23 protein-coding genes and 1 pseudogene are annotated in these 23,012 nt (G+C 63.3%); 17 read left to right on the top strand and 7 right to left on the bottom strand.

What is annotated here, in order from left to right; translation table 11 throughout:
• The first annotated feature begins 123 nt into the window (after window positions 1-123).
• From ONR57_RS12500 to ONR57_RS12490, 3 genes are all read left to right on the top strand, one after another.
• On the top strand, window positions 124-1,149 hold the full coding sequence (locus ONR57_RS12500; protein ID WP_265123804.1) for a tyrosine-type recombinase/integrase: 1,026 nt from the start codon (window positions 124-126) through the stop codon (window positions 1,147-1,149).
• Between the two features lie 267 nt (window positions 1,150-1,416).
• The gene (locus tag ONR57_RS12495; protein WP_265123803.1) at window positions 1,417-1,566 is read left to right on the top strand and encodes a hypothetical protein; all 150 of its coding nucleotides are present in this window, start codon (window positions 1,417-1,419) and stop codon (window positions 1,564-1,566) included.
• Between the two features lie 198 nt (window positions 1,567-1,764).
• Entirely contained in the window at window positions 1,765-2,145 is a 381-nt protein-coding gene (locus ONR57_RS12490) for a hypothetical protein (protein ID WP_265123802.1), read from the top strand.
• 217 nt (window positions 2,146-2,362) lie between these two features.
• Here ONR57_RS12490 and ONR57_RS12485 read toward each other — a convergent pair whose 3' ends face one another.
• On the bottom strand, window positions 2,363-3,400 hold the full coding sequence (locus tag ONR57_RS12485; protein ID WP_265123801.1) for a hemolysin family protein: 1,038 nt from the start codon (window positions 3,398-3,400) through the stop codon (window positions 2,363-2,365).
• The gene (locus ONR57_RS12480; protein ID WP_265123800.1) at window positions 3,393-4,790 is read right to left on the bottom strand and encodes a hemolysin family protein; all 1,398 of its coding nucleotides are present in this window, start codon (window positions 4,788-4,790) and stop codon (window positions 3,393-3,395) included. The genes ONR57_RS12485 and ONR57_RS12480 overlap by 8 nt, the downstream gene beginning before the upstream one ends.
• A 529-nt stretch (window positions 4,791-5,319) precedes the next feature.
• Between ONR57_RS12480 and ONR57_RS12475 the strand changes: the two genes are divergently transcribed.
• The 9 genes and pseudogenes from ONR57_RS12475 to ONR57_RS12435 all read left to right on the top strand — a co-directional run bounded on the left by ONR57_RS12475 (window position 5,320) and on the right by ONR57_RS12435 (window position 14,344).
• Window positions 5,320-6,021, top strand: a complete 702-nt coding sequence (locus ONR57_RS12475; protein ID WP_265123799.1) for a hypothetical protein — start codon at window positions 5,320-5,322, stop codon at window positions 6,019-6,021.
• 12 nt (window positions 6,022-6,033) lie between these two features.
• On the top strand, window positions 6,034-6,702 hold the full coding sequence (locus tag ONR57_RS12470) for a response regulator transcription factor (RefSeq protein ID WP_279347759.1): 669 nt from the start codon (window positions 6,034-6,036) through the stop codon (window positions 6,700-6,702).
• A complete protein-coding gene (locus tag ONR57_RS12465; protein ID WP_265123797.1) occupies window positions 6,699-8,117 on the top strand; it encodes a HAMP domain-containing sensor histidine kinase in 1,419 nt (472 codons plus the stop codon). The genes ONR57_RS12470 and ONR57_RS12465 overlap by 4 nt, the downstream gene beginning before the upstream one ends.
• 500 nt (window positions 8,118-8,617) lie before the next feature.
• On the top strand, window positions 8,618-9,181 hold the full coding sequence (locus ONR57_RS12460; protein ID WP_265123795.1) for a DUF4158 domain-containing protein: 564 nt from the start codon (window positions 8,618-8,620) through the stop codon (window positions 9,179-9,181).
• On the top strand, window positions 9,127-10,644 hold the full coding sequence (locus ONR57_RS12455) for a Tn3 family transposase (protein WP_265123793.1): 1,518 nt from the start codon (window positions 9,127-9,129) through the stop codon (window positions 10,642-10,644). The genes ONR57_RS12460 and ONR57_RS12455 overlap by 55 nt, the downstream gene beginning before the upstream one ends.
• Window positions 10,645-10,654: 10 nt before the next feature.
• Window positions 10,655-11,530 (top strand): transposase, encoded by an 876-nt coding sequence (locus ONR57_RS12450; RefSeq protein WP_265123791.1) that lies wholly within the window; start codon window positions 10,655-10,657, stop codon window positions 11,528-11,530.
• Between the two features lie 81 nt (window positions 11,531-11,611).
• Entirely contained in the window at window positions 11,612-12,160 is a 549-nt protein-coding gene (locus ONR57_RS12445; protein WP_265123790.1) for a nitroreductase family deazaflavin-dependent oxidoreductase, read from the top strand.
• Between the two features lie 125 nt (window positions 12,161-12,285).
• Window positions 12,286-12,878, top strand: a pseudogene (locus tag ONR57_RS12440) (recombinase family protein).
• A gap of 545 nt (window positions 12,879-13,423) precedes the next feature.
• Window positions 13,424-14,344, top strand: coding sequence for an alpha/beta hydrolase (locus tag ONR57_RS12435; protein WP_265123789.1), 921 nt, complete (start codon window positions 13,424-13,426; stop codon window positions 14,342-14,344).
• Between the two features lie 9 nt (window positions 14,345-14,353).
• Here the strand turns inward: ONR57_RS12435 and ONR57_RS12430 are convergent, their stop codons facing one another.
• The 3 genes from ONR57_RS12430 to ONR57_RS12420 all read right to left on the bottom strand — a co-directional run bounded on the left by ONR57_RS12430 (window position 14,354) and on the right by ONR57_RS12420 (window position 16,773).
• Window positions 14,354-14,947 carry a TetR/AcrR family transcriptional regulator gene (locus tag ONR57_RS12430; protein WP_265123788.1) on the bottom strand — a complete coding sequence of 198 codons (594 nt, stop codon included), beginning with the start codon at window positions 14,945-14,947 and terminating at the stop codon, window positions 14,354-14,356.
• A 334-nt stretch (window positions 14,948-15,281) separates the two neighbouring features.
• Window positions 15,282-16,004, bottom strand: a complete 723-nt coding sequence (locus ONR57_RS12425) for an ANTAR domain-containing protein (RefSeq protein ID WP_265123787.1) — start codon at window positions 16,002-16,004, stop codon at window positions 15,282-15,284.
• Between the two features lie 265 nt (window positions 16,005-16,269).
• Window positions 16,270-16,773, bottom strand: a complete 504-nt coding sequence (locus ONR57_RS12420) for a hypothetical protein (protein WP_265123785.1) — start codon at window positions 16,771-16,773, stop codon at window positions 16,270-16,272.
• 696 nt (window positions 16,774-17,469) lie between these two features.
• Between ONR57_RS12420 and ONR57_RS12415 the strand changes: the two genes are divergently transcribed.
• Window positions 17,470-18,024, top strand: a complete 555-nt coding sequence (locus tag ONR57_RS12415) for a dihydrofolate reductase family protein (protein WP_265123783.1) — start codon at window positions 17,470-17,472, stop codon at window positions 18,022-18,024.
• A 338-nt stretch (window positions 18,025-18,362) separates the two neighbouring features.
• On the opposite strand, the gene ONR57_RS12410 is transcribed toward ONR57_RS12415, so the two are convergent.
• Complete coding sequence (locus ONR57_RS12410) at window positions 18,363-18,506, bottom strand: hypothetical protein (RefSeq protein WP_265123782.1); 144 nt, start codon at window positions 18,504-18,506, stop codon at window positions 18,363-18,365.
• Window positions 18,507-18,531: 25 nt separating this feature from the next.
• Window positions 18,532-18,678, bottom strand: a complete 147-nt coding sequence (locus ONR57_RS12405) for a recombinase family protein (RefSeq protein WP_265123781.1) — start codon at window positions 18,676-18,678, stop codon at window positions 18,532-18,534.
• 183 nt (window positions 18,679-18,861) lie between these two features.
• On the opposite strand from ONR57_RS12405, the gene sigK reads away from it, so the two are divergent.
• From sigK to ONR57_RS12385, 4 genes are all read left to right on the top strand, one after another.
• A complete protein-coding gene (sigK, locus tag ONR57_RS12400; protein WP_265123780.1) occupies window positions 18,862-19,458 on the top strand; it encodes an ECF RNA polymerase sigma factor SigK in 597 nt (198 codons plus the stop codon).
• A complete protein-coding gene (locus ONR57_RS12395) occupies window positions 19,455-20,180 on the top strand; it encodes an anti-sigma factor (RefSeq protein WP_265123779.1) in 726 nt (241 codons plus the stop codon). The genes sigK and ONR57_RS12395 overlap by 4 nt, the downstream gene beginning before the upstream one ends.
• Before the next feature lie 100 nt (window positions 20,181-20,280).
• Window positions 20,281-21,855, top strand: coding sequence for a molybdopterin-dependent oxidoreductase (locus ONR57_RS12390; RefSeq protein WP_265123778.1), 1,575 nt, complete (start codon window positions 20,281-20,283; stop codon window positions 21,853-21,855).
• Window positions 21,856-21,963: 108 nt separating this feature from the next.
• The gene (locus ONR57_RS12385; protein WP_265123777.1) at window positions 21,964-22,596 is read left to right on the top strand and encodes a fasciclin domain-containing protein; all 633 of its coding nucleotides are present in this window, start codon (window positions 21,964-21,966) and stop codon (window positions 22,594-22,596) included.
• The last annotated feature ends 416 nt before the right edge of the window (window positions 22,597-23,012 follow it).

Here is a 23,012-nt window from a genome sequence, read left to right as displayed (position 1 = left end):
GACCCGGCGCAAAATGTGCGTTAGTATCCGTGAAGGGCTATTCGAATACTGTTTCAGCACAACATAATTCGATTTTTCGTGGATAACGGTGATTATTCATGATTAATTGGTAGGGTGGCGAGCATGGCCGAGCCCGCTTCCCCGCCCGCACACCAGGTGTCGCTGCGAGGGTGGGCGCGGCGGTTCCTCGACAGCATCGCCTCCGGCAAGCCCTCCCCGCACACCCTCGTCGCGTACCAGCGCGACCTGGACACGATTATCGAGCTGCTCGCCGCCGAAACCCACTGTCAGCCTGACCTTGTCGGTGTTGATGCGATTACCGTGACGGCGCTGCGCGGCGCGTTCGCCGCCTACGCCGTGCGGCGGTCCGCGGCGACGGTGCGGCGGACATGGTCGGCGTGGAACCGGTTCTGCGGCTTCCTGCTCACCGAGAACGTGATCCCGGGCAACCCGATGCAGGCCGTGAACCGCCCGAAGACCGCGAAGACCCTGCCGCGGTCCCTCCCCGACGAGGCGGTTGCCCGCCTCGTGTCCACGCTCGCGGAAAGCACGCAGGCCCGCGCGGATGACTGGCCCGAACGCGACTTCGCGATCATCGCCCTCACCCTGCTGTGCGGGCTGCGCTCCGCCGAACTGCTCGCGCTCGACATCCGCGACCACCAAATACATCCAGACGCTGTGGGTGAGTTGCGGATCCATGTGCGCGGCAAAGGCCGCAAAGACCGGATCGTGCACACCTCTCCCCCACTCACCGCGCTCCTCGAGGACTACCTCACCACCCGCACCATTAGGGTCGGCACCACCCGCAGAGCCTCAGCCGATGCGCCCGTGTGGGCGCGGTTCAAGGCCGGTGATCCGATGTTTGTGAACCTCACCGGACAACGCCTGACCCAGGGAACGCTGCAGTACCGGGTGCAGCGCGCCTACCGCCGCGCCGGCATCGAAGCCGAACGCACCGCCGGTGCCCTCACCCACGCCCTGCGGCACACCTTCGCCACCACCATGGCCCGCAACCCCACCATCACCGTGCATACGCTGGCGAAAATGCTCGGCCACGAATCCATCGCCACAACCCAGCGCTACACCGAAGCCGCCGGTACCATCACCCGCCACGCCGCCGCCACTAACCCCCACTACAAGCTGATGTGAGACGTGCGGAGAGGTCAGCGCCAGCAGCTCGTGGCCGTGCGCTATACCGGTGAAACCGTTCAGGCGGCAGGTGTCGTTGGGGCCGACTGAATGACGCTCCGGTGTCTTTGCAGCAGATAGCACACGGGCAAAACGCGACTGGAGATGACGCGCATGCAGGTCACATCCACTTTGTCGTAGCTCGGTGATCTAATGGATGCAGAGGTTGCGCAGCGTTCTGCACCGGGCTTTCTACTGCGGCCTCCGGAAAGAAGAAGGAGGCGCGTCATGACGTCGAACACCGACATACAGCAGGGCCGGCTCAGAACCCTCGCCGAGCGCCTGGAATCGTGGAAACGCGGCGACCGGGCCCGCGGCTGGGTGCACCGTGTCAGTGCTGCACGAATCCCGCCGATTCAGCAGACTCCCTGTGGATAACCGAAATAGCTCTCACCTGCCGAATTACATGGATGTCACCCCTCTGATAGTAGTATCGGAAGGAGAGTAAATCCCCGTAAGGGGGTGGTTACTCAGGGCACTTCGTGCCGACAAAAGCAGCTCAATACGAGCCGGGGCCGCGCTCAGGCCGATCCTGGCGCCCTCCAGCTGGCCCGAGGCTGCCTGAACCACCCGAAGATGCCTCCCTGGATTCGCCGTCACGGAAAATACGCCTGGGCCAGAGTGCTCGCTCCGTTCGCGGCCGCGCAGTGGGACGCCGACGACATCGCCGAAGCACTGCGCGACTACGCCATCGGGCACCACGTGCTGTCCAGCCCACGTAACGCGCTGGGATACCTCCGAAGCATTCTCAACACGTTCGAGCTGCCAGACCGCCCCGCCGCGATCATCCGCGCCGAAGCCGCCGCCCGCGACGCCGAACGCAGAGCCAAACAGGAACAACTGCGCGCCGAATGGGCCGCTCGCAGAGCCAGCGCGGCCGACGAAAATTCACCAGGCAGACTGGCCGCACGGCAGGTCATTAAGGAGATCCACAAGCGACCGAAACGGTGGCGCTAACGACGCGGCACCCTGCTTTTCCGGTATCCATCACGACGCCGCGCCAAGATCGAAGGGTGCGGAGCCGGTATGCCTGCGCCAGGCCATACCGGGGTTTTGCCGCAGCGTTCGGCGTGTGGGGTCAATACCCAAGCAGAGACTGGCGCCATTTCCATGCCAGGGCTAGCGCAGTGAGTAGTGCCTTGGCGAGCGCGCTTTGTGTGGAAAGCGGTGCGGGTTAGGTGACTTTGGTGGCGGTGTCGGCGATTTCTCCCACGAGTTTTTCGATAACGTCTTCGAGCATGGCCGCACCGATTGTGTCGGTGGTGTCGTTGCTGGTGACGAGCGCGACGTGGGTGCCGAGTGATTGCATATCGCTGAGGACGTCGTCGAGACTGGTGGTCGCGGTTACGCGGGTGATCTGCCGGATGTGTTCTGCGGGCAGGACGGTGTGGGTGTCGAGGTCGAGGATGTCTTTGATGTGGACGTATCCGGTGATGGTTCCGGTGCTGTCGGTGGTGGGGATGCGGGAGTAGCCGGTGGTGATGCAGGTTTGCTGCAGCTCGCCGATGCGGGTATCGATGGGGGTGGTGACGAGACTGTTGAGGGGAACCATGATTGAGGTGACGGTGTCCTCTGCGATCGCGACTGACCCTGCTAGCAGGGTATGGGTGCTTGGGTCGAGCAGTCCTTCGCGTTTGGCTTCGTCGATGATTCCGGCGACTTCGTCGGCGGTGAAGGCGGACGCGACTTCTTCGCGGGGTGTGACGCGGAGCAGGCGCAGGACGAGGTTCGCGATCGAGTTGATGACGATGAGCAGTGGTTTGAATAACAGCACGATCGCGTATAGAGGTGGGCCGAGCAGCAGTGCTGATCGTTCAGGACCGGCGATCGCGATGTTTTTGGGCACCATTTCCCCGATTGTCATGTGCAGTGACAGCACGATGGTCAGCGCGATCGCGAGCGCGATGGGGTGCAGCAGTGCGGAGGGGACACCGAGCGCTTCGAGGGGGACTTCGAGGGCGTAGGCGACAGCGGGTTCTGCGACGGCACCGAGACCGAGTGAGCACATGGTGATGCCGAGTTGCGCACCGGCCATCATGAGTGACACGCGTTCGAGGGCGCGCAGGGTGATCCGTGCGCGGCGGCTGCCCGCGGCGGCGCGGGGCTCGATCTGGGTGCGCCGCGCGGCGATGAGCGCGAACTCGGCTCCGACGAAAAAGGCGTTCCCCAGCAGCAGAGCGATACCGATGACCATTCCGGTGATATCAACCATGCTGGTTCTCCGCCCGCGAGCCGTGTGTTGTGGGGTGCGTAGCAGCGGTGTGTATCCGGCTGAGACGGACGCGGGCGATCCGCCGCCCGTCTGTCTGGGTTACGCGAATCCGCGCTGTGATGGGGGTGGGCATGCCGTCGCTGTCGCGTTCGGTGAGATCGGCCGCGCTGAGGTCGACGGTGTCACCGGGTTGGGCGAACCGGGCGAGTTGTTCGGTGATCAGACCGCCTAGGGTGTCACTGTGCTCAGCTTCGGGAAGCTCTATGCCGGTGATGTCGGCGGCCTCGTCGGGGCGGATCAGGCCGGGAAGCGACCATGAACCGTCCGCGAGGCGGCGGGGCCGCCCGCTGGGGCGGTCTTGCTCGTCGTCGATTTCTCCGAGGACTTCTTCGACGAGGTCTTCGAGGGTAACGATGCCTGCGGTTCCGCCGTATTCGTCGATGACCACAGCGAGTTGCAGTCCGCTGCGTAATTCCTCGAGCACACCGCCGAGCCCCATCGAGGCGGGGACCGCGCGGACACCGGTCATGATGTCGGCGGCAGTGACGCGCGACCGCTGCTGCGGGGGCACGGCGAGCGCGGATTTGAAATGCACGACACCGGCGATGTCGTCGACCGAGCGGCGCTGGACGGGGAACCGCGCGTGACCGGTCGCGGTCACCATTGCCAGGATGTCGTGCACCGGTGTGGTGGTATCGATGAAACTGACCCGCGGGCGCGGGGTCATCACATCGGCGGCAGTGCGCCGCGCGAAAGCCGAGGCCTCTTCCACACGCCGGGCGACCGCCTGGTCGAGCAGCCCTTGCTGCGCTGAGCGCACAGCAAGGGCGCCAAGTTCCTGAGCGGAGCGGGCCGAGGCGAGTTCCTCACGCGGCTCGATGCCCAGCGCGCGCACGATCCGGTTCGAGATGCCGTTAAGAACCATGATCAACGGTTTCGTGACGGCGGTGAAACCACGCTGAGCCCCGGCCACGGCGCGGGAGACCCGCCACGGCTCGGAGATCGCCCAGTTCTTCGGGACCAGTTCACCGAACACCATCTGGGTCACTGTGGCGATTATGAAGGCCGCACCCAGGGCCACACCGAGACTGGCCTGCTCGGGCACCCCAGTCCATGCGATCGGGCCGCGCAGCAGCGCGGCGATCGAGGGTTCGGCGATAAAACCGACCAGCAGACTGGTCGCGGTGATCCCGAGCTGCGCACCTGAAAGCTGGGTCGATAATGTTTGCAGCGCCTTCTGTACCGAGCGAGCGCGTTTGTCTCCGCCCGACGCGGCGACTCGCACAGTGGGCCGGTCGACTGTGACCAGGGCGAACTCGGCCGCGACGAACAAGGCATTCGCAGAAATCAGAACGATAACAAGCAAAACCAGAAGCCACTCCGTTACCACCGCGGCGCCTCCACGCACATCAGCAGCAACGGGCAGGGTCTGTCACCAGGATCATCCACACCCCGACTATAAACGACCACAGCAGTCCCCTCGTCCCGCACCAGTTTGTCTCCGTAGATCCGTGATGCTGCCCGCATTTATCCCGGGCGCAGCATTGGGACCTTCGGCCGGAACAGGCCCACACCGCTGGGCTGAGCCGGGCAGCTTATACGGGCATACCGGGCGGCCCGGCCCAGTGCTGCGAACGCCGCAGGACCGGATCTTGCGCCCCTGTCAAGCGGCGGCGTGCGGGCCACTGTGCTTGCGGGGGCTGACCTATGTGAGTGGAGTGGCTCTCCCGGGTTCCCCCGCCGCGTACCGGGGTGGCTGCTTGGCGGGGTGCGCCAAGGATGAGAAGTCTCTAATGCTGGGTTAATCGGGGTCCCATCGCTGGGGGTGAGAGTGGAAGGACGGCACATCACCTGATGGGAAAGGAAACATAGCGATGAGGTTCGCACGGATGAAAACACAAGGTGGGGCGGCAAAATCAGTGAATAGGACACGGCTCGCCGGTAGCGTCCGTACCGCCGGTTCCGGTGCTGCCGTGGTCATGGCGGCGGTGGTGCTGGCGGGGTGCGGGACGCAGGCGCCGCCGGTGGAGGGGGCGCATCTGGAGAATTCCCCGGGGGTGCCGGGGCTGATGCAGTCCAGCCCTGCGGGTGAGGGGCGTGAGGGCGGTGCTGAGACGCCTGGTCCGGGTGCCGACGGTGATGTGGTGGTCTCCGCGGGGGAGGCGGGTGCGGTTCTTGTACGTCTTGATGGGGACGTGCTCACGCTGATCGATGTGGTGCCGGAACCAGGCTGGGAGCAAGTCAAACTGGAGCAGGACCCAGGGGAGATCGAGGTGGATTTCGTGCGCGGCGCGGACACGGTGGAGGTGGAAATCGAGATTGATGACGGCCGTCTTGACATCGAGGTCGACACGAAAACCCCGGCCACGGACGGGGAACGCACCTATCCGCTGGAAGGGGCCGGTAGCGTCACCATCGACGTGCGTGCGGGGTTTGTATCACTGATCAGCGTCGATGTTGCGGACGGGTGGGTTGCCAGCGTGGATGAGGAGGAACTGCGCGAGGGTGAGGTTGAAATTGATCTGCGTAACAGCGCAACAGGACAGACCGTGGAGTTCGACGCGGAAGTCGATGATGGGCGCCTTGAGGTTGATCGCACCTACACAAGCCCGCTGCGCTGAGACGAGCCCGTGATGCGGGCACTGGTGATCGAGGACGAACCGCGCATTGCGTCGTTCATCGAGTTCGGTTTAACCGCGGAAGGCTTCACCGTCGAGGTGGCCGATAACGGCGCCGATGGGCTGTGCCTGGCCGAATCGGCCGGTTTCGATGTGATCGTGCTGGACCTGATGCTGCCGCGCGTCAGCGGTGAGGAAGTGCTGCACCGGCTGCGCGCAGGGGGCTCAACCGTGCCGGTGGTGGTGCTGACAGCGAAAGACGCCGTCCTTGACCGTGTCACCACTCTCAACGCCGGAGCCGATGACTACCTGGTCAAACCGTTCAGCTTCGCGGAACTGCTCGCCCGCATCCGGGCACGACTGCGCTCCGCACCCGCCGCCACGGACCCGACAGTGCTGACTGTGGGCAGGATCCGGATTGATCTGGCCCGGCGGCGCTGCTGGACCGGGGACCGCTCCGTCGAGCTGACGAACCGTGAGTTCCGGTTGCTGGAAGTGTTTATGCGCCATCCCGGGCACGTGCTCTCCCATGCGCAGCTGCTTGACCTGGCGTGGGGGTACGCGCACGACCCCGGCTCCAATATCGTCGAGGTTTACATCAGCTACCTGCGCAAAAAGGTCGGCGCGGACACCATCGAAACAGTCCGCGGCGGTGGCTACCGGTTCGTGGACCGCAGCGCGTGAACTCACTGCGCATCCGGTTGCCGCTGATCGCGGCCGCGATCCTCGCCAGCAGTCTCGCGCTTGCGGTGCTGCTCGCCTACCAGCTGCTCAGCCTGGTCGGTCAGCGTGATCTCGATCAGGCGCTGCAGCGCGAACTCAACCGCTTCACGCTCGCGCTCACCGAATACTCCGGAGAACACCGCGAACCAGACGGGGTGATCTCGGCGGAGACGCTGCGCAGCGCTGTCAATGACTACTACCGGCTCAACCCCGGCAGCGATACTTACCTCACCGTCGTCCGGCTCGGTAACTCAGTGTTCGTGTCCCCCGCGCCGCCCGCTAAACTGGCTGACCTCAGTGACCGGCTCGCGATACCCCCCAACGCGGGCACCGGATTCGAAACACTCGACAGCCAGGCCGGGACACTGCGAGCTGTGCAGGCACCCATCACCGTCAACGGTGAGACTGCCGGATCCGCGCAAGTGGTCGGTGCCCTCGATCCGATCTCTAACCAAACTTCCCAGTCGCTGGTCTGGCTGGTGATCGTCGCCGCGATCAGTCTGGTGACCGGCGGGACCGCCCTGTCAATCGTGATCGCCCGGACCCTCGCACCGCTGCGTGATCTCGCCGCGACCGCGCAGCAAACCGGCCAGCTCCACGACCTTAACGCACGCGTGCCGCAACCCACCCGCCACGACGAGATCGGCATCCTCGCCGAGGAATTCAACCGCATGCTTGACCGTCTGCAGGGCGCGGCGCAGGCACAAACCGACTTCATGGCACACGTCTCCCACGAGCTGCGCACACCCATCACGATCGCGCGCGGGCACACCGAAACCCTCGAGTACAGTCCCACCACCGATCCTCGCAGGATCCAGCACACTGCCGCTATCGTGCGCGAAGAAATCGACCGGATCGCCGGGCTCGTCGAGGACCTGTTCGCCCTCGCCCGCGCTGATCAGCCGAACTTCATCGCTCCCGAACCCGTCGCGCTGCCCCAGTTCTTCGGCGACCTCACCACCCGAACGGCAGGACTTCAGCTGACCGGAGTGAACATCCTCCCGCCTCCCGGACTCACTATCATCGCCGACCCCACCCGGCTGAGCCAGGCGATCCTCAACCTGCTGCGCAACGCCGCGATCCACACCCCCGACGGCACCTCAATCACCCTCACCGCCCACGCAGATGCTCATGTCGTGCAGTTCATAGTCACCGACAACGGACCCGGAATACCGCCCGCACTTCTCCGCGACATCACTGAGCCTTATGTGCGCGGGCCACGCCCGCCGCACCACGATTCCGCCGGACTCGGCCTCGCCGTGGTCAGCGAAATAGCCCGCGCCCACAACGGACAACTCCGCATTACCAGCACTCCAGCCGGAACCACCGCCACCCTCAGCCTTCCGCGACAGGCCACCGCGCCCAGCCCCGCGTGAACGCAGCCCAATGACCGCGTGCCCCCGGGCCAAAGCACCCGGGTCGCGGCAGCTGCCACGCAACCCCGCTGACGTGTCTTCGTTTCCGGCGCAACGCCCCCTCGTCACAAAAATGCGGTTGTCAGCCCGATAAGTACCAGTCAGGACAGGGACTCAAAGAAATTCTCAACTGCTCTAGCAGCACCGTAATCGGATCGGCAGGGCCGGGGACGGTGATCTCAGTCGGTCCGGCGAGGTAGACGAAACTGTCCAGGTCGTGGTCATCCTCAAGACATCCGCCGAATGCGCTGTAGGTCCCGCCGGGGATATCGGTGAACTCGGCGACCCCGCGCGGCCGTCCGCCCCGATTGGTAGGTGGATGTGGCCGAACGGCTCGCCGTCTTTGGTGAGGAAACCGCCGCACGTGTTGGCCCGAAACTCCCGAACGTGTCCCAGGGCGACAAGTAAGCGGGAGGTGAATTGGCCTCTGGTGATGTTGGAGGCAAATACACTCGCGGGGTGTGCAGCATGAATGGTCGACTGAAGATCTGATCGCCTCGTGGACGCTGGTTGGCGAGGACTGGGAGCTGGTCGGAAATAAGGCCGGGCTTACGCGGCTTGGATTCGCCCTGTTGTTGAAGTTCTTCGAAATCGAATCCAGGTTTCCGCAGGTCAAGAATGAAGTTCCTTCCGAAGCTGTCGTCTATGTTGCCCGGCAGGGCGGAGTCGATCCCGAGGAATTCGATCGCTACGACTGGGATGGCCGGGCAATCGAACGGCATCGGATGCAGATCCGTGCCGCGTTCGGGTTCCGGATGTTCACCCGAGCGGACGAGGACAAGCTTGCGGGCTGGCTCACTCGTGAGGTATGCCCGGTTGAGCTACGTGATGACCAGTTGCGTCAGGCGCTGCTGGTGCGCTGCCGAGCCGAGCGGCTGGAACCGCCCGGCAGGGTGGACCGATCATCGGTACCGCCCGCACTGCCTTTGAGCAGGCATTTTGCGACAGCACCGTCGCCCGGCTCGGCGAAATGCCTGCCCAGCGGCTCGAAGACCTCGCCGACGATGACCTGCTGGTCGAGCTGAAGGCCGATCCCGGTCAGGTCAGCCTGGAATCACTGCTCAAGGAGATCGGCAAACTCACCGCGATCAGTGGACTGGGGCTGCCGCCGGGCTTGTTCGCCGATGCGTCGGACAAGCTGGTGCAAGCGTGGCGGGCACGCGCGACCCGCTCCTATCCGTCGGATTTGCGGGCGATGACGCGACCGGTGCGGTTAACGCTGCTGGCGGCGCTGTGCTGGACCCGCTCGGGTGAGATGACCGATGCACTCGTGGACCTGTTGATCGGACTGGTCCACAAAATCAACACCCGCGCCGACCGCCGGGTAGAGCAGGAATTGACCGACGACCTGCGCCGGGTCCGGGGCAAGGAGGCGATCCTGTTCCGCCTGGCGGAGGCGGCGGTCGCGCACCCCGACGAGACGGTGCGTGAGGCGCTGTTCCCGGTGGTCGGTGAGAAGACGCTGCAGGAACTGGTCCGCGAGGCCAAGGCGAATCAGCAGGCGTTTCAGGCCCGGGTGCGCACGGTGTTGCGCAGTTCGTACTCCACCTATTACCGGCGGATGCTGCCACCACTGCTGGCCGCACTCGAATTCCGGTGCTCCAACACCGCCTACCGCCCGGTCATGGACGCGGTCGATCTCCTCGCGCGATACGCCAGTACGGACGGCAAACACCGTTTCTGCGCTGACACCGAGCGGGTTCCGCTCGATGGTGTGGTGCCCAAAGCGTGGCGCGATGCCGTCATCGACGAACGCGGCCGCGTCGAACGCATCCCGTACGAACTATGCGTGCTCATCGCTTTGCGGGATGGGTTGCGGCGCAGGGAGATCTACGTCCATGGCGGCAACCGGTGGCGTAACCCCGACGATGACCTGCCCGGTGATTTCGACACCGCCCGCGAGGTCCATTACTCGGTGCTGCGCCAACCCTTGGACCCGGCCGCATTCGTCAGCGACCTCCGTCGGCGCATGAGCGAGGCGCTGCAACGCCTGGACCAAGCCCTGACCGACGGCAGTTCCGGTGTCACGATCACCAGCCGCCGCGGCGAACCATGGATCACCGTCCCCAGGCTGGAAGCGCTGCCCGAGCCGGAAAACCTCGGCAAGATCAAGGCCGAGGTCATCCGCCGCTGGGGCACTCTTGACCTGCTTAATGTCCTCAAAGACAGCGACTACCTCGCGGAGTTCACCAGCGAGTTCACCTCCGTCGCCTCCCGCGAAGTCATCGATCGCGACACCCTGCGACGACGCCTGCTGCTGTGCCTGTTCGCGTTGGGTACGAACATGGGTATCCGGGCGATCGTCGCCACCGGCGAACACGACGATACGGAGGCCGCGTTGCGGCACGTCAGGCGGCATTTCATCACCCGCGACAACCTGCGCCGCGCGATCGCGAAAGTCGTCAACGCGACGTTCGGCGCGCGGGACCCGCGCTGGTGGGGCACCGGAACCGCGTGTGCATCGGATTCGAAGAAGTTCGGGTCCTGAGTCGAACCTGATGACTGAATGGCATCAACGCTACGGCGGACCCGGGGTGATGATCTACTGGCACGTCGAACGCCGCTCCACCTGCATCTACAGCCAGCTCAAATCCTGCTCTTCCAGCGAGGTGGCGGCGATGATCGAAGGGCTGTTGCGGCACTGCACCGACGCCGACGTTGAAACCAACTATGTGGACACCCACGGTGCCTCGGTCGTGGGGTTCGCGTTCACCGAGCTGCTCGGCTTCCGGCTGCTACCTCGGTTGAAGAACATCGGCGCGATCCGCTTGTACCGCCCCGACGACACCACCGCCTACACCCCGCAGCTCGGTCCTGTGTTGACCCGGCCCATCCGCTGGGAGCTGATCACCCAGCAGTACGACCAGATGATCAAATACGCCACCGCGCTGCGCCTGGGCACCGCCGAGAGCGAGTCGATCTTGCGACGGTTCACCCGAGGCGGCCCGAAGCACCCCACCTATCAGGCGTTAGAGGAACTTGGCCGTGCAGTCAGGACGATCTTTGCCTGCGACTATCTCGCTTCGCCAGCGTTGCGGCGGGAAATTCACGGCGGGCTGCAGGTCGTCGAGCAGTGGAACTCCGGCAACACCGTCATCTTCTACGGCAAAGACGGCGACCTCACCGGCCCCGATCGTGAGCACGCCGAAGTCTCCATGCTCGCCCTACACCTGCTGCAATCGGCGCTGGTCCACATCAACACGCTCCTGCTGCAAACCGTCCTGGAGATACCCCAGTTCCATGACCTGATCGGCGAGCACGAACAGCGGGCACTCACCCCGCTGTTCTGGTCCAACATCAACCCCTACGGGCGGTTCCGGCTCGACATGGCCACCCGCTTAGACCTCACCATGCAGGCAGAGCCAGTGCTCTAACCTGCGCTGGCGGGCCGTCTTTTCGCCCCGAGCGGACCGCGAACGGGATTAGGGTTGTCTGCAACCAGGCCAGGAGCAGTGATGGAGCAGGACAAACCGATCACCGTCCCCGAATCTCTTCGCTACCGCGACGGTCAATACGCATTCGAACGGTTCGGTGGAGCGTCGATTGCGACGATTCCCGCGCGATCGGTCCGACGGTTTGCGCGAGCGCTTCGGTCGATCCACCGACCGTGGTTTGCGGTGTGGATGCCGGTAGGCGTCGCTGAACTCACGACCACCGGGCGCAGATCAGGGATGGCCCGCTCGACGTTCATTCGCGCCTACCGGGACGGCGAGAAGGCATACCTGGTCTCGATCACAGGCGACCATGCATTGTGGCTCAAGAACATCCGGGCAAACCCAACCGTCACCCTCCGATTCGGACGAACCGCGTTCACGGGAATCGCTCGCGACCCACATGATGAAGAAGAGCTCGAGGCCATTCGGCGAGCGTTCTGCCAGACGCACCCGTTCGACTACCCAGAGAACATGTTCCATCGCAAAGGTTTTCCCACCCGAACAAAGATCATCGAGCTCCATCGGGCCTGGCTCGAAGGTGGGACACCACTCGTCGTAGACCTGGCATGAACGCGTCCCGTTAGAGGTTCGGCCACCGGACGCTCCAGAACGGGACATTTCCGCCCGATATTCCCCGCTCACCCAGCCTGCGGCCCGTCCCGTAAGACCCGCCCGATAAATCGCCCGGTCAAGGGATGGCAAACGCTACAGTCACCGGTGTGCTGATCGGCTATGCCCGAGTGTTCACCGACGAACAAGACCTCGCCGCCCAACGAGATGCGCTGACCGCCATGGGCGTTCCCGATGAGCGCATCTATGTTGACCACGGCCTGACCGGCAGCAACCGTGACCGCCCCGGCCTACGGGAAGCACTCGCCGCCTGCCGCGACGGCGACACCCTCGTCGTCACCAAGCTCGACCGACTCGCCCGATCCCTGCCCGACGCCCGCGACATCGTCGCCGACCTCACCAACCGAGGCATCAAACTCAACATCGGCGGCTCCCTGCACGACCCCGCCGCCCCAATCGGGAGCTGTTCAATGTCCTAGCCATGATCGCCGAGTTCGAAGCCGACCTCATCCGCATGCGCACCCGCGAAGGCATGAGAGTCGCCAAAGCAAAAGGGCGGCTGCGCGGTAAACAGCCCAAACTCAAACCCAAGCAGGAAACACACCTGATCGAGCTACACGCCGCCGGCCAGCACACCACCACCGAGCTGGCCGAACTCTTCGGCGTCGCCCGCTCCACCGTCTACCGCATCATCCAGCGGGCAGCTACCAACCCGTAAAACAGCCGTCGCCGCTACTTGTCGCCCTTGGACACGTTCGGGAGCTCGGGGCCGTGTAGGGCGGGGCGGTGATGCCGGATTGCACGTTCTCGAGAGTGACTGTCCCGGTATGGCCGGTGACGGCGATTGTTCCGGGCCCGGTGAGTTCCGCAGCGGCGAGAGCGGATGCGGTTGCCAGCAGGCACACGGTTGCGCCGGTAACAACAGCAGCCCGGGCATGGGGCGCAGAGCACATACGGCCATGCGATGCCCTTTCCGTGGGCGCACGCCCGCAGCGACACCGTGCGCGTCAGAATTTTACCCCCGGCAGGCTTGTCAACGGCAGGCGCGTTCTCGCCCTGGGCCGTGATGGTTTCACGGCTCCTGCAAGGTTTCTGATCATGAGGCCCGGTCGTTGTGAAGATCGGGCACGCGTAATGCGAGCAGGCCAGGGGCAGGCAGCGTCAGGTGATGAGTTTTTGCAGGTGAGATGATGTTTACGTATGCGTTGAGTGGGTGCTGAATGCGAGTTGTGCGAGGTGATCGGAGGCGTCGATGATCAACGTATGGATTACCTCGGATATGCGGAGTTCCTTCCCGGCGAGTACCGCCGTGAATCGCTGATCGCTCCGGTACCGACGTGGTGGTCGTGGCGCGGCAAACGTGTTCACGTCGCCCGCGCTGACTGCCCGGACGCGGACGTGCGGGTGCTGGCCATCCACGGGGCGGGCGGCCACTCAGGTTTGTTGTGGCCATTCGCCGCGCTCGCCGCGCGGGAGGGTGTAGAGGTGATGGCCGTGGATTTGCCGCTCTACGGCGACACCGCCGATCCGGATCCGGGATCGGTGAGATACCCTGATTGGATCGACCTGTTGTGTGACTTCGTGCTCGCGGAAAAGGCATCCGATGACCGGCCGCTGGTTGTGTTCGGCGCCAGTATGGGCGGGATGCTGGCCTACGAGGTTGCTGCCCGGACTGGCGCTGTCGCCCATGTGGTCGCGACGTGTCTTCTCGACCCCGAGGATCCCGCTGCCCGCGGCGCGGCCGCGCGCTGGCCGTTTATGGGGCGGGCCGCGCCGGGCGTGCTGCGTGTGATCGAACCGTTGCTTGGCCGTGTCCGGATACCAATCCGCTGGGCGGTGGACATGAAAAACATGAGCCTTAACCCCGCTTTGTCGCAAGCATGCGCCACCGACCCCAAGGGCGGGGGCGTGTCAGTGCCAATCGGCTTCCTCAACAGTTTTCTCGGGTTCCGGCACACGCCCCCGGAAACATTTTGTGCCGCACCGCTGACACTGGTACATCCAGCGATGGATCGCTGGACACCGGCTGAACTGAGCATCCGGTTCCTTGAACGGATCCCCGATCGCACACAATTGGTTCTGCTCGGCAACTGCGGTCACTTCCCGATCGAGGAGCCGGGCTTGTCCCAGCTCGCGGCTACCTTGCGGTCGCTGCTCGCGACACTGCCCGGCCCGGCGAAGTGAGCAGTATTCCTAGGTGAGTTTCCGGATGAGTGACATTACCTGCTCGGCTGTGATCGGGTGCCGCGCTGGAACCCGGTGCACCTGCGCGTCTACGGCATGGACCAGTGTCCGAGCGGTCAGGGACACATCGGCGCCGCCGCGGCCGCAGCGCTCGAGGTGATACCCGATCTCGTCAACGAGATAGTCCTCGAATGCGCGCATCACGGCGAGGTCCTGAGGCAGGCGCGCGGCGACCCGGTGCAAGAGGGCATGCAAAGCGGGCCGCTGGCTATGCAGATCGACAATCACCTCGACGATCGCGCGCATCGTTTCCTCGAACGGTGGCCTGGTTTCACGGAGCGTCGCGAACACGTGGCCGAGTTGCTCCCCGCCTGTCACGAGGTGCCGCACGGCCAGCTCACGAAGCATCGCGTGCTTGTTCGGGAAATACTGGTATAGCGTGCCGATGGACACCCCGGCACGCTCGGCGATCCGGTTGGTCGTCGCGGTCAGCCCTTCACGGTTAAACATTTGCGCCGCAGCTTCGAGCAGCACGCTCACCGTGTCCCTCGAGCGCCCCTGCCTCGGGTACTTGCGGACCCTATCGCCCAGTGACAGCTGCATACACGCCAGTCTCTCAAAACCTCCGCCAAGAAACTGGCCATTGTGGATGACCCGGGCGTCCCGGGTGGACGTCCCTTAATGGTCCAGGCAAGGTCCTGGGCAGGAGGAAGCCCCTCGAGGGCCTGTCCGGGGTCCGCATCCACGCGTGCTGCTGTCTGGGGAGAGGGCTTGGGTGGTTACCAGCGAGGCACTGTGGGTAGGAAAAGAGCAGTGCATTGCTAGAGGCGGTGCACTAGGCTTTGCTGGTTAAGCAGTCAGCCAGCAAAGCCGCCCGAAGTGGGGCCAACCCCAGAAGACGGCGCGGTGAACACGGCTGTCGTGCATGCCCGGTTGTTTACGTGTCTGAGCGCCGGCTGGTGATGGTTTTCGCGATCTCGATGAGTTTGATGTTCATGTCCTGAGAAGTACGCTTGAGCAGGTCGAATGCATCGCTGGCACTGATGCCCTGGCGGTACATCAGAATCCCTTTCGCCTGCCCGATCACGTCACGGCTGGCGAGTGCCTGCTGGAGCTGCCGCTCACGCAGCTGGTGATACGTCACGGCGCTGGTATGGGCGAGCGCGAGCGCGGCGTGCGCAGCGAGGATCAGCACCTGGTACCTGTCGTCTTCGGACAGGCCATCCGGCTGCGTGGAGTACACGTTAAGCGCGCCCGGTGGTGACACGCTGCGCCGGTCCGGTGTCAGTGTCACCGCGAGCAGCGACTGCACACCCAGGCGTGCCGCGACGGGGCCGAACCGCGGCCACCGGTCATCGGTGCTGAGCCGGGCGCTATAGGCAAACCCCGGCCCCGGCTCGCGGGCACATTCCACGCACGGTCCCTCGCCATACCGGTACTGCACCTGGTCCAGCTCGGCGCACACATCACTCGTCGCGACGGGAGTGAAATAGTTCCCTTTTTCATCGCGCAGGGTGACACTCACGAAATCTGCACCCGCGACCAGCAGTTTCGCGGCGAACGTGACGTGCTCAATGACCTCTGCAGCCGTGTCCGACTGCTTCAGCAGCGCCTGCGTCAAACCGCTGAACACCTCAAACAGGTCCTCAAACCGCTCCAATGCCTGTTCCTGTCCTCAACTCGCGCCAGCCCCGGCGGCAATCAGTGGTGGCCTCTGCCGGAATCATCGAAGAACCCCGCGGTCAAACGATATAGCCGCCTGCGTTCCCCCGCGGCAATGTCTGAGAGGGAACGCAGGGGCTGGCGTGAACCTATACTTCCATCCAGACGCCAGCCGTCAAGCTTCTGCAGCGTGGGGTGCCCGCACCAGTTCTGAACCAGCCAAGCAGGTGCGGGCGCAGAAGCACGACCTGGCCAGGTCTGTGCTAGCCGTGTGTGTCACGATTCTCGTCCCCCGGGAGGGCGAACTCATACACGATCTCCAGCTGGGTTTCTTCCCGCCTGCGCAGGTACCCGTGTTCCTCCAGGCACGCGCACCCGGCAGCTATCCGCTCCGGGTCAAGCCCCCGGCTGGGCGCAACGTCAGGGTTCGCGTCATCAAGCCGCAGCCAGGCTGCAACTGCCAGCCACCGTCGGCAGCTGGCATCCTCCATCACCGCGAGCAGCCATTTCAGACAGTCACAACCCGCCACATTCACACCACCGGCACCAACAGAGGTCAAACCGGACAGGACCGCCAGGATACGCCCATAACCAGGCCCACCGCATACTGCCGCCACGGGTTGGTGACGAGCAGAAGAGGCCGTCAGCAACTGGCGGAACTCCGGGGCTGATCCGGGCAGCATCAGCCTGCCCACGATGCGGCCGATCGCACAGCTGCAGGCTGTGCGCCGATCAGGCTGTCGCCGGGATTGTTCGACGGGTCGCACCCAAGATCCTCGAGCGGGCGTGAGGCGGTATACCCACAATAAACGCGGCCTGACCCTGCTGATCTTGGGAACACATCCAGCCCTACGGGAGGTGAAGCAGAACGTGAGCGGCCGATTCACCCGCAACGGCTGATCAGGCAGCAAGTGGCGCCAGATGACGTTGTGTCTGCGCGCGAGGTGACGGCCCACTATTACAAGCAATCAACCCCGTGACGCTTCACCAATCAGTTTCCCATTAGGTGGTGTGCGTAGGGGGCAGAGAGATTACCGCAGATAAATAGGCCATTGTCTGCGGTAACGCCTTAGCGCGACTTTCTCGTCACTGGACCCGCATGTCAATGTCGTCCCAGAACCCCGACCGGGATGGAACGTCTTCATGTCTGCGGATCGATCCGGCGGGTTTCCGGCAAGCGGAGGACACGCTTTCGGGACGCTTGCGCTGCCGCAGGCCTTGATGAGTCCCTTCCTGGCGCCAGGCTGACGAAGGTGTCCCGATGAGTTCCGCCTGTGGGCCTGGTCCAAACAGATGGACCGCAATCACTGCAATCATCAGCGCGGGAGGAATCGGATGGGCAAGTGGCTCGGGGGCCAGCCTGATCAGGCTGCGCGGCGGCTACTGCCTGAACGAAGACCTGGGCCAGCTGGCCAGGCGGATTTTCGTTTTCATTCGCAGCTGAACAAATAAAGGAAATGCTTATGCGCACGATCGTCAACGCCACGTATATGACTCTCGATGGTGACATCACCAACATGCAGAACTGGCATTTTAGCTATTTCAGCGACAAGGCCGCAGCCGCCACCCGGGAACAGCTATTCGACAGCGACGCCCTCATTATGGGGCGGAAGACATACGAGGGTTTCGCCCCCGCGTGGATGTCCCGCGCAGGTGCTGACGACTTCTCCGACCGGATGAACTCGATCGAGAAGTACGTCGTGTCCACCACACTTACCGACCCCGAGTGGCCTAACACCACTGTGATCAGTCAGGACGTCGTGGCGAGGCTCCGGCAACTGAAGAACAAACCGGGACAGCAGCTCCTCCAGTACGGCTTCGGGCCCGTTACCCGGCTGCTGCTCGACAACGGTCTGCTCGACGAACTTCGGATCTGGCTGCATCCTGTTCTCTCGGGCGCAGCATCTGCCGAAGATCTTCTCTATCGCGATATGGACCAGACGGCGTTCTCACTCAACGGCACCGAGGTGCATGAAAATGGGCTCGTGATTCTGTGCTACGCGCCGGTCCGGGCCTAGCGGCGGTCTCTCCGAACTGGAGATGCATCATGCACCGAATCCGCGCTCCCTGGATCTCAAAGCTGATTCGGTACCGTGTGCACGCACTGCTATTGAGCAGGAAGCCTCAAACCAGAGATGACGGCCGCTTACGCTGCCAATCCCGTCCAGACGGTTCAGTGCCCGGCCGCTTCCGGCGCTGGTTGCATAATCGGGCTTGAGGATGATCCCGCAGCTTTTAGGGCTAGCGGTGGTGACGCCGCAGGTTTGGGCGATCTCGGCCATGGTGAACTGGCCTGGCGTCGTACATGCGCTGGGTTTTTCCGATCAGCGTGGGATCATTTGGCTTGCGCCCGCCCTTACGTCCGCGGGCACGCGCAGCAGCCAACCCTGCCGGTGCGTTCCTTGATCAGTGCAGCCTTGTATTCGGCCATCAGGGCGAACATGCCGAATTTGCCGTGCGCGATGATGGTGTCGACAATCCCATTGGTCAGCGAGCGCACCCCGACGCCCCGGCCTGCAGGGTGGTCACTTGTCGATGAGGTCGCGCAGGTTGCGGCCGAGTCGGTCGATCTTCCAGATGGTGGCGCCAGGACGCAGAGCATCCAGGCAGGCGTTCCATTCGGGCCGCCCGGCCTTGGGTGCCGGTCGCTCACCGAACTTCTGTTCGCTCACCGAACTGCTGTACGAATCGAGACCGCGCTCAGGTGTGCTGCCTATCCTCAACCCCAATAATGCCCGGCAGTCCGGCCAATCTGATCTGTAGGCTGCTTCGAATCATAGACGTGAACGACGCCCGGAAGCTGAGCAGTTCGCCAGCCTTGGCGCTTTTCAGCCTTGATGAGAAGGATGTGGGCGATGCCGGAGCATAAACACGTTCGGGCAGTTGTCCCGGCCGGCGATATGGAACAGAGACCGGCGGACGTGCTTCTCGCGCGGTCTGGCCTTGGAGATGAAGAGGCGTTCGCGCAGCTGTACGACCTCATTGCCCCCGCGGTTTTCGGTCTTGTCCGCCGGATCGTACGGGATTATGCGCAGTCAGAGGAAGTGACCCAAGACGTTCTGATTGAACTTTGGCGCACCGCTCCGCGTTATGACCCGGATCGCGGCAGTGCAATGACGTGGGTTCTTACTCTTACGCATCGGCGAGCGGTTGATCGCGTTCGCTCGGCGCAAGCTTCAGCAGACCGCGAGCGGAAGGCGAGTTACGTCACCGAAGGGCGCGGTTTTGACGAGGTTAGCGAGCAGGCCAACGCGAATATGGAGCGTCATCAGGTGCAGCGCTGTTTGGAATCGCTGACTGCATTGCAGCGTGAATCCGTCATGCTTGCGTTCTATCAGGGTTACACCTATCCAGAAGTCGCTGCTCTGCTGAAGGCGCCGTTAGGGACGATCAAAACCAGAATGAGGGACGGCTTGATCCGGTTGCGCGATTGCTTGGGGGTGTCGCGGTGAAGGTTGACTACCATTCCCTGACCGGCGCGTACGTACTGAATTCGCTGCCACCGCTCGAACATGACCGATTCGAAGCGCATCTCAAGAATTGTCCTACCTGCAAGGAGGAGGTCGCAGAGCTCCAGCAGACCATTGGCCGCGTGGGGAGCGCCTCAGCGGCCACGCCGCCGAAGCATTTGCGCGAACGCGTGCTCGACGCGGTGGCACAGACACGGCAGCAGCCGCCACAAGTCACTCCACGACTCCGGCACCGAAACTTGATCCCAGCAATTACCGGAATTGCGGCAGCAGCGAGTTTGATCATCGCCGCGATGCTCGGGATTCAGCTTAGTCAAACCACTGCGCAGCTCATGGAAGAGCGGCAAGCCCGGGAGGTACTAGCGCAGCGTTATCATGATTTCGCCGAACTGGTTACGGCTGACGATGCGCGGCTGGTCACAAGCACGATGGTTAGTGGCGGCCGTGTTACGGCAGTAGTGGCCCACAGTCACAACGCTGCGCTTTTCGTCACGCATGAGCTTCCCCCGCTGCCCGAGGAACTTGATTACCAGCTTTGGGTAATAGGCCCCGACGGCACACATTCTCCCGGTGTCGTAGAGGCTGAAGGCGCGATACTGGCGCAGGGAGTGGACCGCAACAGTCAGCTGGCCGTCACCATCGAGCCGGCCGGTGGTTCACCGGAGGGCACCACGGATCCGGTAGTCGTATTGCCGGTTGACTGACTGGGTTCCCGTACCGTCCCAGCCTTGGTACCTCACCAATCTGGTGTAGCTGGCGCTGCGAATACCTCAGGTACATAGCGGGGTGAGAGGACCAAGTCCGATGGAACCAGAGCACCAGTTTGACCGGAAGCCCGTGCATACCGCGTTCGCGTGTGTGGTCGCGGTCGGAGCCGCAGTGGGCTTCGGTCACCTTGCGGCCGGAATCATTGAGCCGCACGCATCTCCCCTTCTCGCTGTGGGTAGTGCGGTCATCGATGTCACTCCAGCACCTCTGAAAGAATTCGCGATACGGCAGTTCGGAGAAGACGACAAAGTTGTGCTCCTCTCAGCGATCGGCGCCCTGCTGGTGCTGCTCGCCGCGTTCGCCGGAATCGCGGCACGCAGAAGCATGCTGCCCGGGATGCTCCTTATCGTCGCTCTCGGCAGTCTCAGCAGCATTGCCGTAGTTTCTCGCCCAACGTTCACGCCGGTCTGGCTGACACCCACAGCGATCAGCATCATCGCTGGTGTCGCAGCATTCTGGTGGCTTCACCGAACTGCGGTCGTCGTCACCGTGCCGCCCCGCAGAGAACAAGCACTCACGCGCAAGACGTGGGATATTCCCGGTGTCGGGCGACGAACATTTCTCGTCTCTTCGGCGATCATCGCAGTGAGCGCGGGTGCCGCAGGGGTCGGTGGACGGCTAGCCGAGCAGCGGGCTGGTGTGCAGAATGAACGCGCAGCACTGAAAATTGCCCCGGACAGACCCGCACCGCCTATCCCCGCAAATGCAGATTTCCTAACTGACGGCACGCCACCCTTCATCACTGCGAACAGTGACTTCTATCGCGTCGATACGGCCCTGACGCTGCCGCAACTGCGTGCAGACACGTGGCGCCTGCGAATTCATGGGATGGTCGAGAGGGAAATTACGCTGACCTACGACGATCTGCTCGCCCGTGAACTCATCGAGAAGACGATCACTCTTGTATGCGTCTCCAATGAGGTCGGTGGACCGTACATTTCCACGGCGAACTTTATTGGTGTCCAGCTGGCAGGAATCCTGCGCGAGGCCGGGTTAGACCCCCGGGCTGACCAGCTTGCGACGACGAGTTCAGATGGCTGGACGTGTGGCACACCCGTAGAAACCGTGATGGCCGACGGCAGCAACGCACTGATTGCGATAGGAATGAATGGCGAACCACTACCAATCGCTCATGGCTTCCCCGTCCGGATGGTGGTACCGGGGCTATACGGATACGTGTCAGCGACGAAGTGGCTTGTCGATATGGAGGTCACCACTTTCGCCGCATTCACCCCCTACTGGGTTCGGCGAGATTGGGCAGAGCGCGCGCCAGTTAAAACTATGTCTCGCATTGACAGACCACGATCCTTCGCGCGTGTGCCGCGGGGCCGCTACACCGCCGCTGGAATAGCCTGGGCACAGCACACCGGCATCGATCGCGTGGAAGTCCGAGTCGACGGCGGCCCCTGGCGTGACGCCGATCTAAGCCGTGAAGTCAACGTTGATACCTGGCGCATGTGGCGTATCGAACTCGACCTGCCACCGGGTGACCACCGCATCGAATGCCGCGCGACCGACCGCAACGGATACACCCAGACCGAAGAACGCGTGCCCCCGATTCCCGACGGAGCCACCGGCTGGCACACCGTCGCCTTCAGCGCCACCGACTGATACCGGGTTCAGAAATTTTCTTCGTCCGGGCAATCCTCTCCTAGTGGCGCTCCGAATCAGAAGTGAGGCGCGAAAGTTCCGCGCCACTGATGAAGGAGTGAATGAAACATGCGCGTCAAACGAAACCTTGCCTTTCTGTCTGCCTCTGCTGCCGTTGCACTCACCGTTTCGGCCTGCGGCGGTGACGCTCACAACGGCATGACCACCGACGGGCACGATGCCCAACAGACACAAGCGGGTGTCACCACTGTCGACGATGTCTTCGGCGAGGCGTGCGGCGCTATCCCGCAAGACCCATCAGATCCCGGTTCTCTTGATGGAATGGTCGCAGATCCTGTGGCTACCGCGGCGAGTAACAACCCGCTGCTTCAGACCCTCGTCACCGCTGTCACAGAAGCTGGACTCGTCGACACGCTGAACGACACGTCAGCTGAATACACCGTCTTCGCGCCAACCAACGACGCATTCGACGCACTCGGCGAAGATACCCTCAACGCCGTTCTCGCAGATCAGGAACAGCTAACATCGATCCTGACCTACCACGTAATCCCCGAACGCCACGATCGTGACGCGATCATCGACGCCGGCGAGCTCGAAACAATCCAGGGCGAAACCCTGACCATCGAGGGCTCCGGTGACCAACTCACCGTCAACGATGCGCGCGTGCTATGCGGAAACATTCCTACCGCAAACGCCACCGTCTTCGTGATAGACACCGTGCTCATGCCACCCCAAGACTGACAACACGAAAGTTTGACCATCGGGCGAGGGTTGGTCTCGTTCTGGCCTCCATGATATGATCTGGTCTCCGGGTGTCGTTGCTCGTGCGACTGTTGCCGCAGAGCTGATACTCGCCGAAGCAGCCCGATGCCTGGAATCGTCCGCTCCCCCAACCTCACCTTTCTCCGGATCCTTCTGTCACCGTACTGCAAGAGGCACACGACCGCGTAAGAAAACAGTGGGCTCGAGTACAGGTTCGGGTCCGTTTTCCAAATTTCGTACGAATCGTTGGTTCCGGCCGGTCACGTCGAGGTAGCCCCGAGACAGCTTGTCCTCGGCACACAGCGTGTCACCGAAGAACTTTGCCTTCGTCCTCCGGTGAAGTACGAGCATGCCGGGCCAGCGGGTTTGCACCGCGTGGTTGCGTAGAAGATTTC

Origin of the sequence: Hoyosella sp. YIM 151337, from assembly GCF_026041215.1 — a bacterium.
Classification (GTDB): Bacteria; Actinomycetota; Actinomycetes; order Mycobacteriales; family Mycobacteriaceae; genus Hoyosella.
Note: the sequence above shows the minus strand (reverse complement) of the source record. Positions and strands in the feature narration are given on the sequence as shown.

Coding starts and splice junctions, on each gene's coding strand:
- ONR57_RS12435 (WP_265123789.1), top strand. CDS start 13,424: ATGGATTACCTCGGATATGCGGAGTTCCTTCCCGGCGAGTACCGCCGT.
- ONR57_RS12490 (WP_265123802.1), top strand. CDS start 1,765: ATGCCTCCCTGGATTCGCCGTCACGGAAAATACGCCTGGGCCAGAGTG.
- ONR57_RS12415 (WP_265123783.1), top strand. CDS start 17,470: ATGCGCACGATCGTCAACGCCACGTATATGACTCTCGATGGTGACATC.
- ONR57_RS12470 (WP_279347759.1), top strand. CDS start 6,034: ATGCGGGCACTGGTGATCGAGGACGAACCGCGCATTGCGTCGTTCATC.
- ONR57_RS12445 (WP_265123790.1), top strand. CDS start 11,612: ATGGAGCAGGACAAACCGATCACCGTCCCCGAATCTCTTCGCTACCGC.
- ONR57_RS12390 (WP_265123778.1), top strand. CDS start 20,281: ATGGAACCAGAGCACCAGTTTGACCGGAAGCCCGTGCATACCGCGTTC.
- sigK (WP_265123780.1), top strand. CDS start 18,862: ATGCCGGAGCATAAACACGTTCGGGCAGTTGTCCCGGCCGGCGATATG.
- ONR57_RS12430 (WP_265123788.1), bottom strand. CDS start 14,947: ATGCAGCTGTCACTGGGCGATAGGGTCCGCAAGTACCCGAGGCAGGGG.
- ONR57_RS12495 (WP_265123803.1), top strand. CDS start 1,417: ATGACGTCGAACACCGACATACAGCAGGGCCGGCTCAGAACCCTCGCC.
- ONR57_RS12385 (WP_265123777.1), top strand. CDS start 21,964: ATGCGCGTCAAACGAAACCTTGCCTTTCTGTCTGCCTCTGCTGCCGTT.
- ONR57_RS12450 (WP_265123791.1), top strand. CDS start 10,655: ATGACTGAATGGCATCAACGCTACGGCGGACCCGGGGTGATGATCTAC.
- ONR57_RS12485 (WP_265123801.1), bottom strand. CDS start 3,400: ATGGTTGATATCACCGGAATGGTCATCGGTATCGCTCTGCTGCTGGGG.
- ONR57_RS12500 (WP_265123804.1), top strand. CDS start 124: ATGGCCGAGCCCGCTTCCCCGCCCGCACACCAGGTGTCGCTGCGAGGG.
- ONR57_RS12455 (WP_265123793.1), top strand. CDS start 9,127: ATGCCTGCCCAGCGGCTCGAAGACCTCGCCGACGATGACCTGCTGGTC.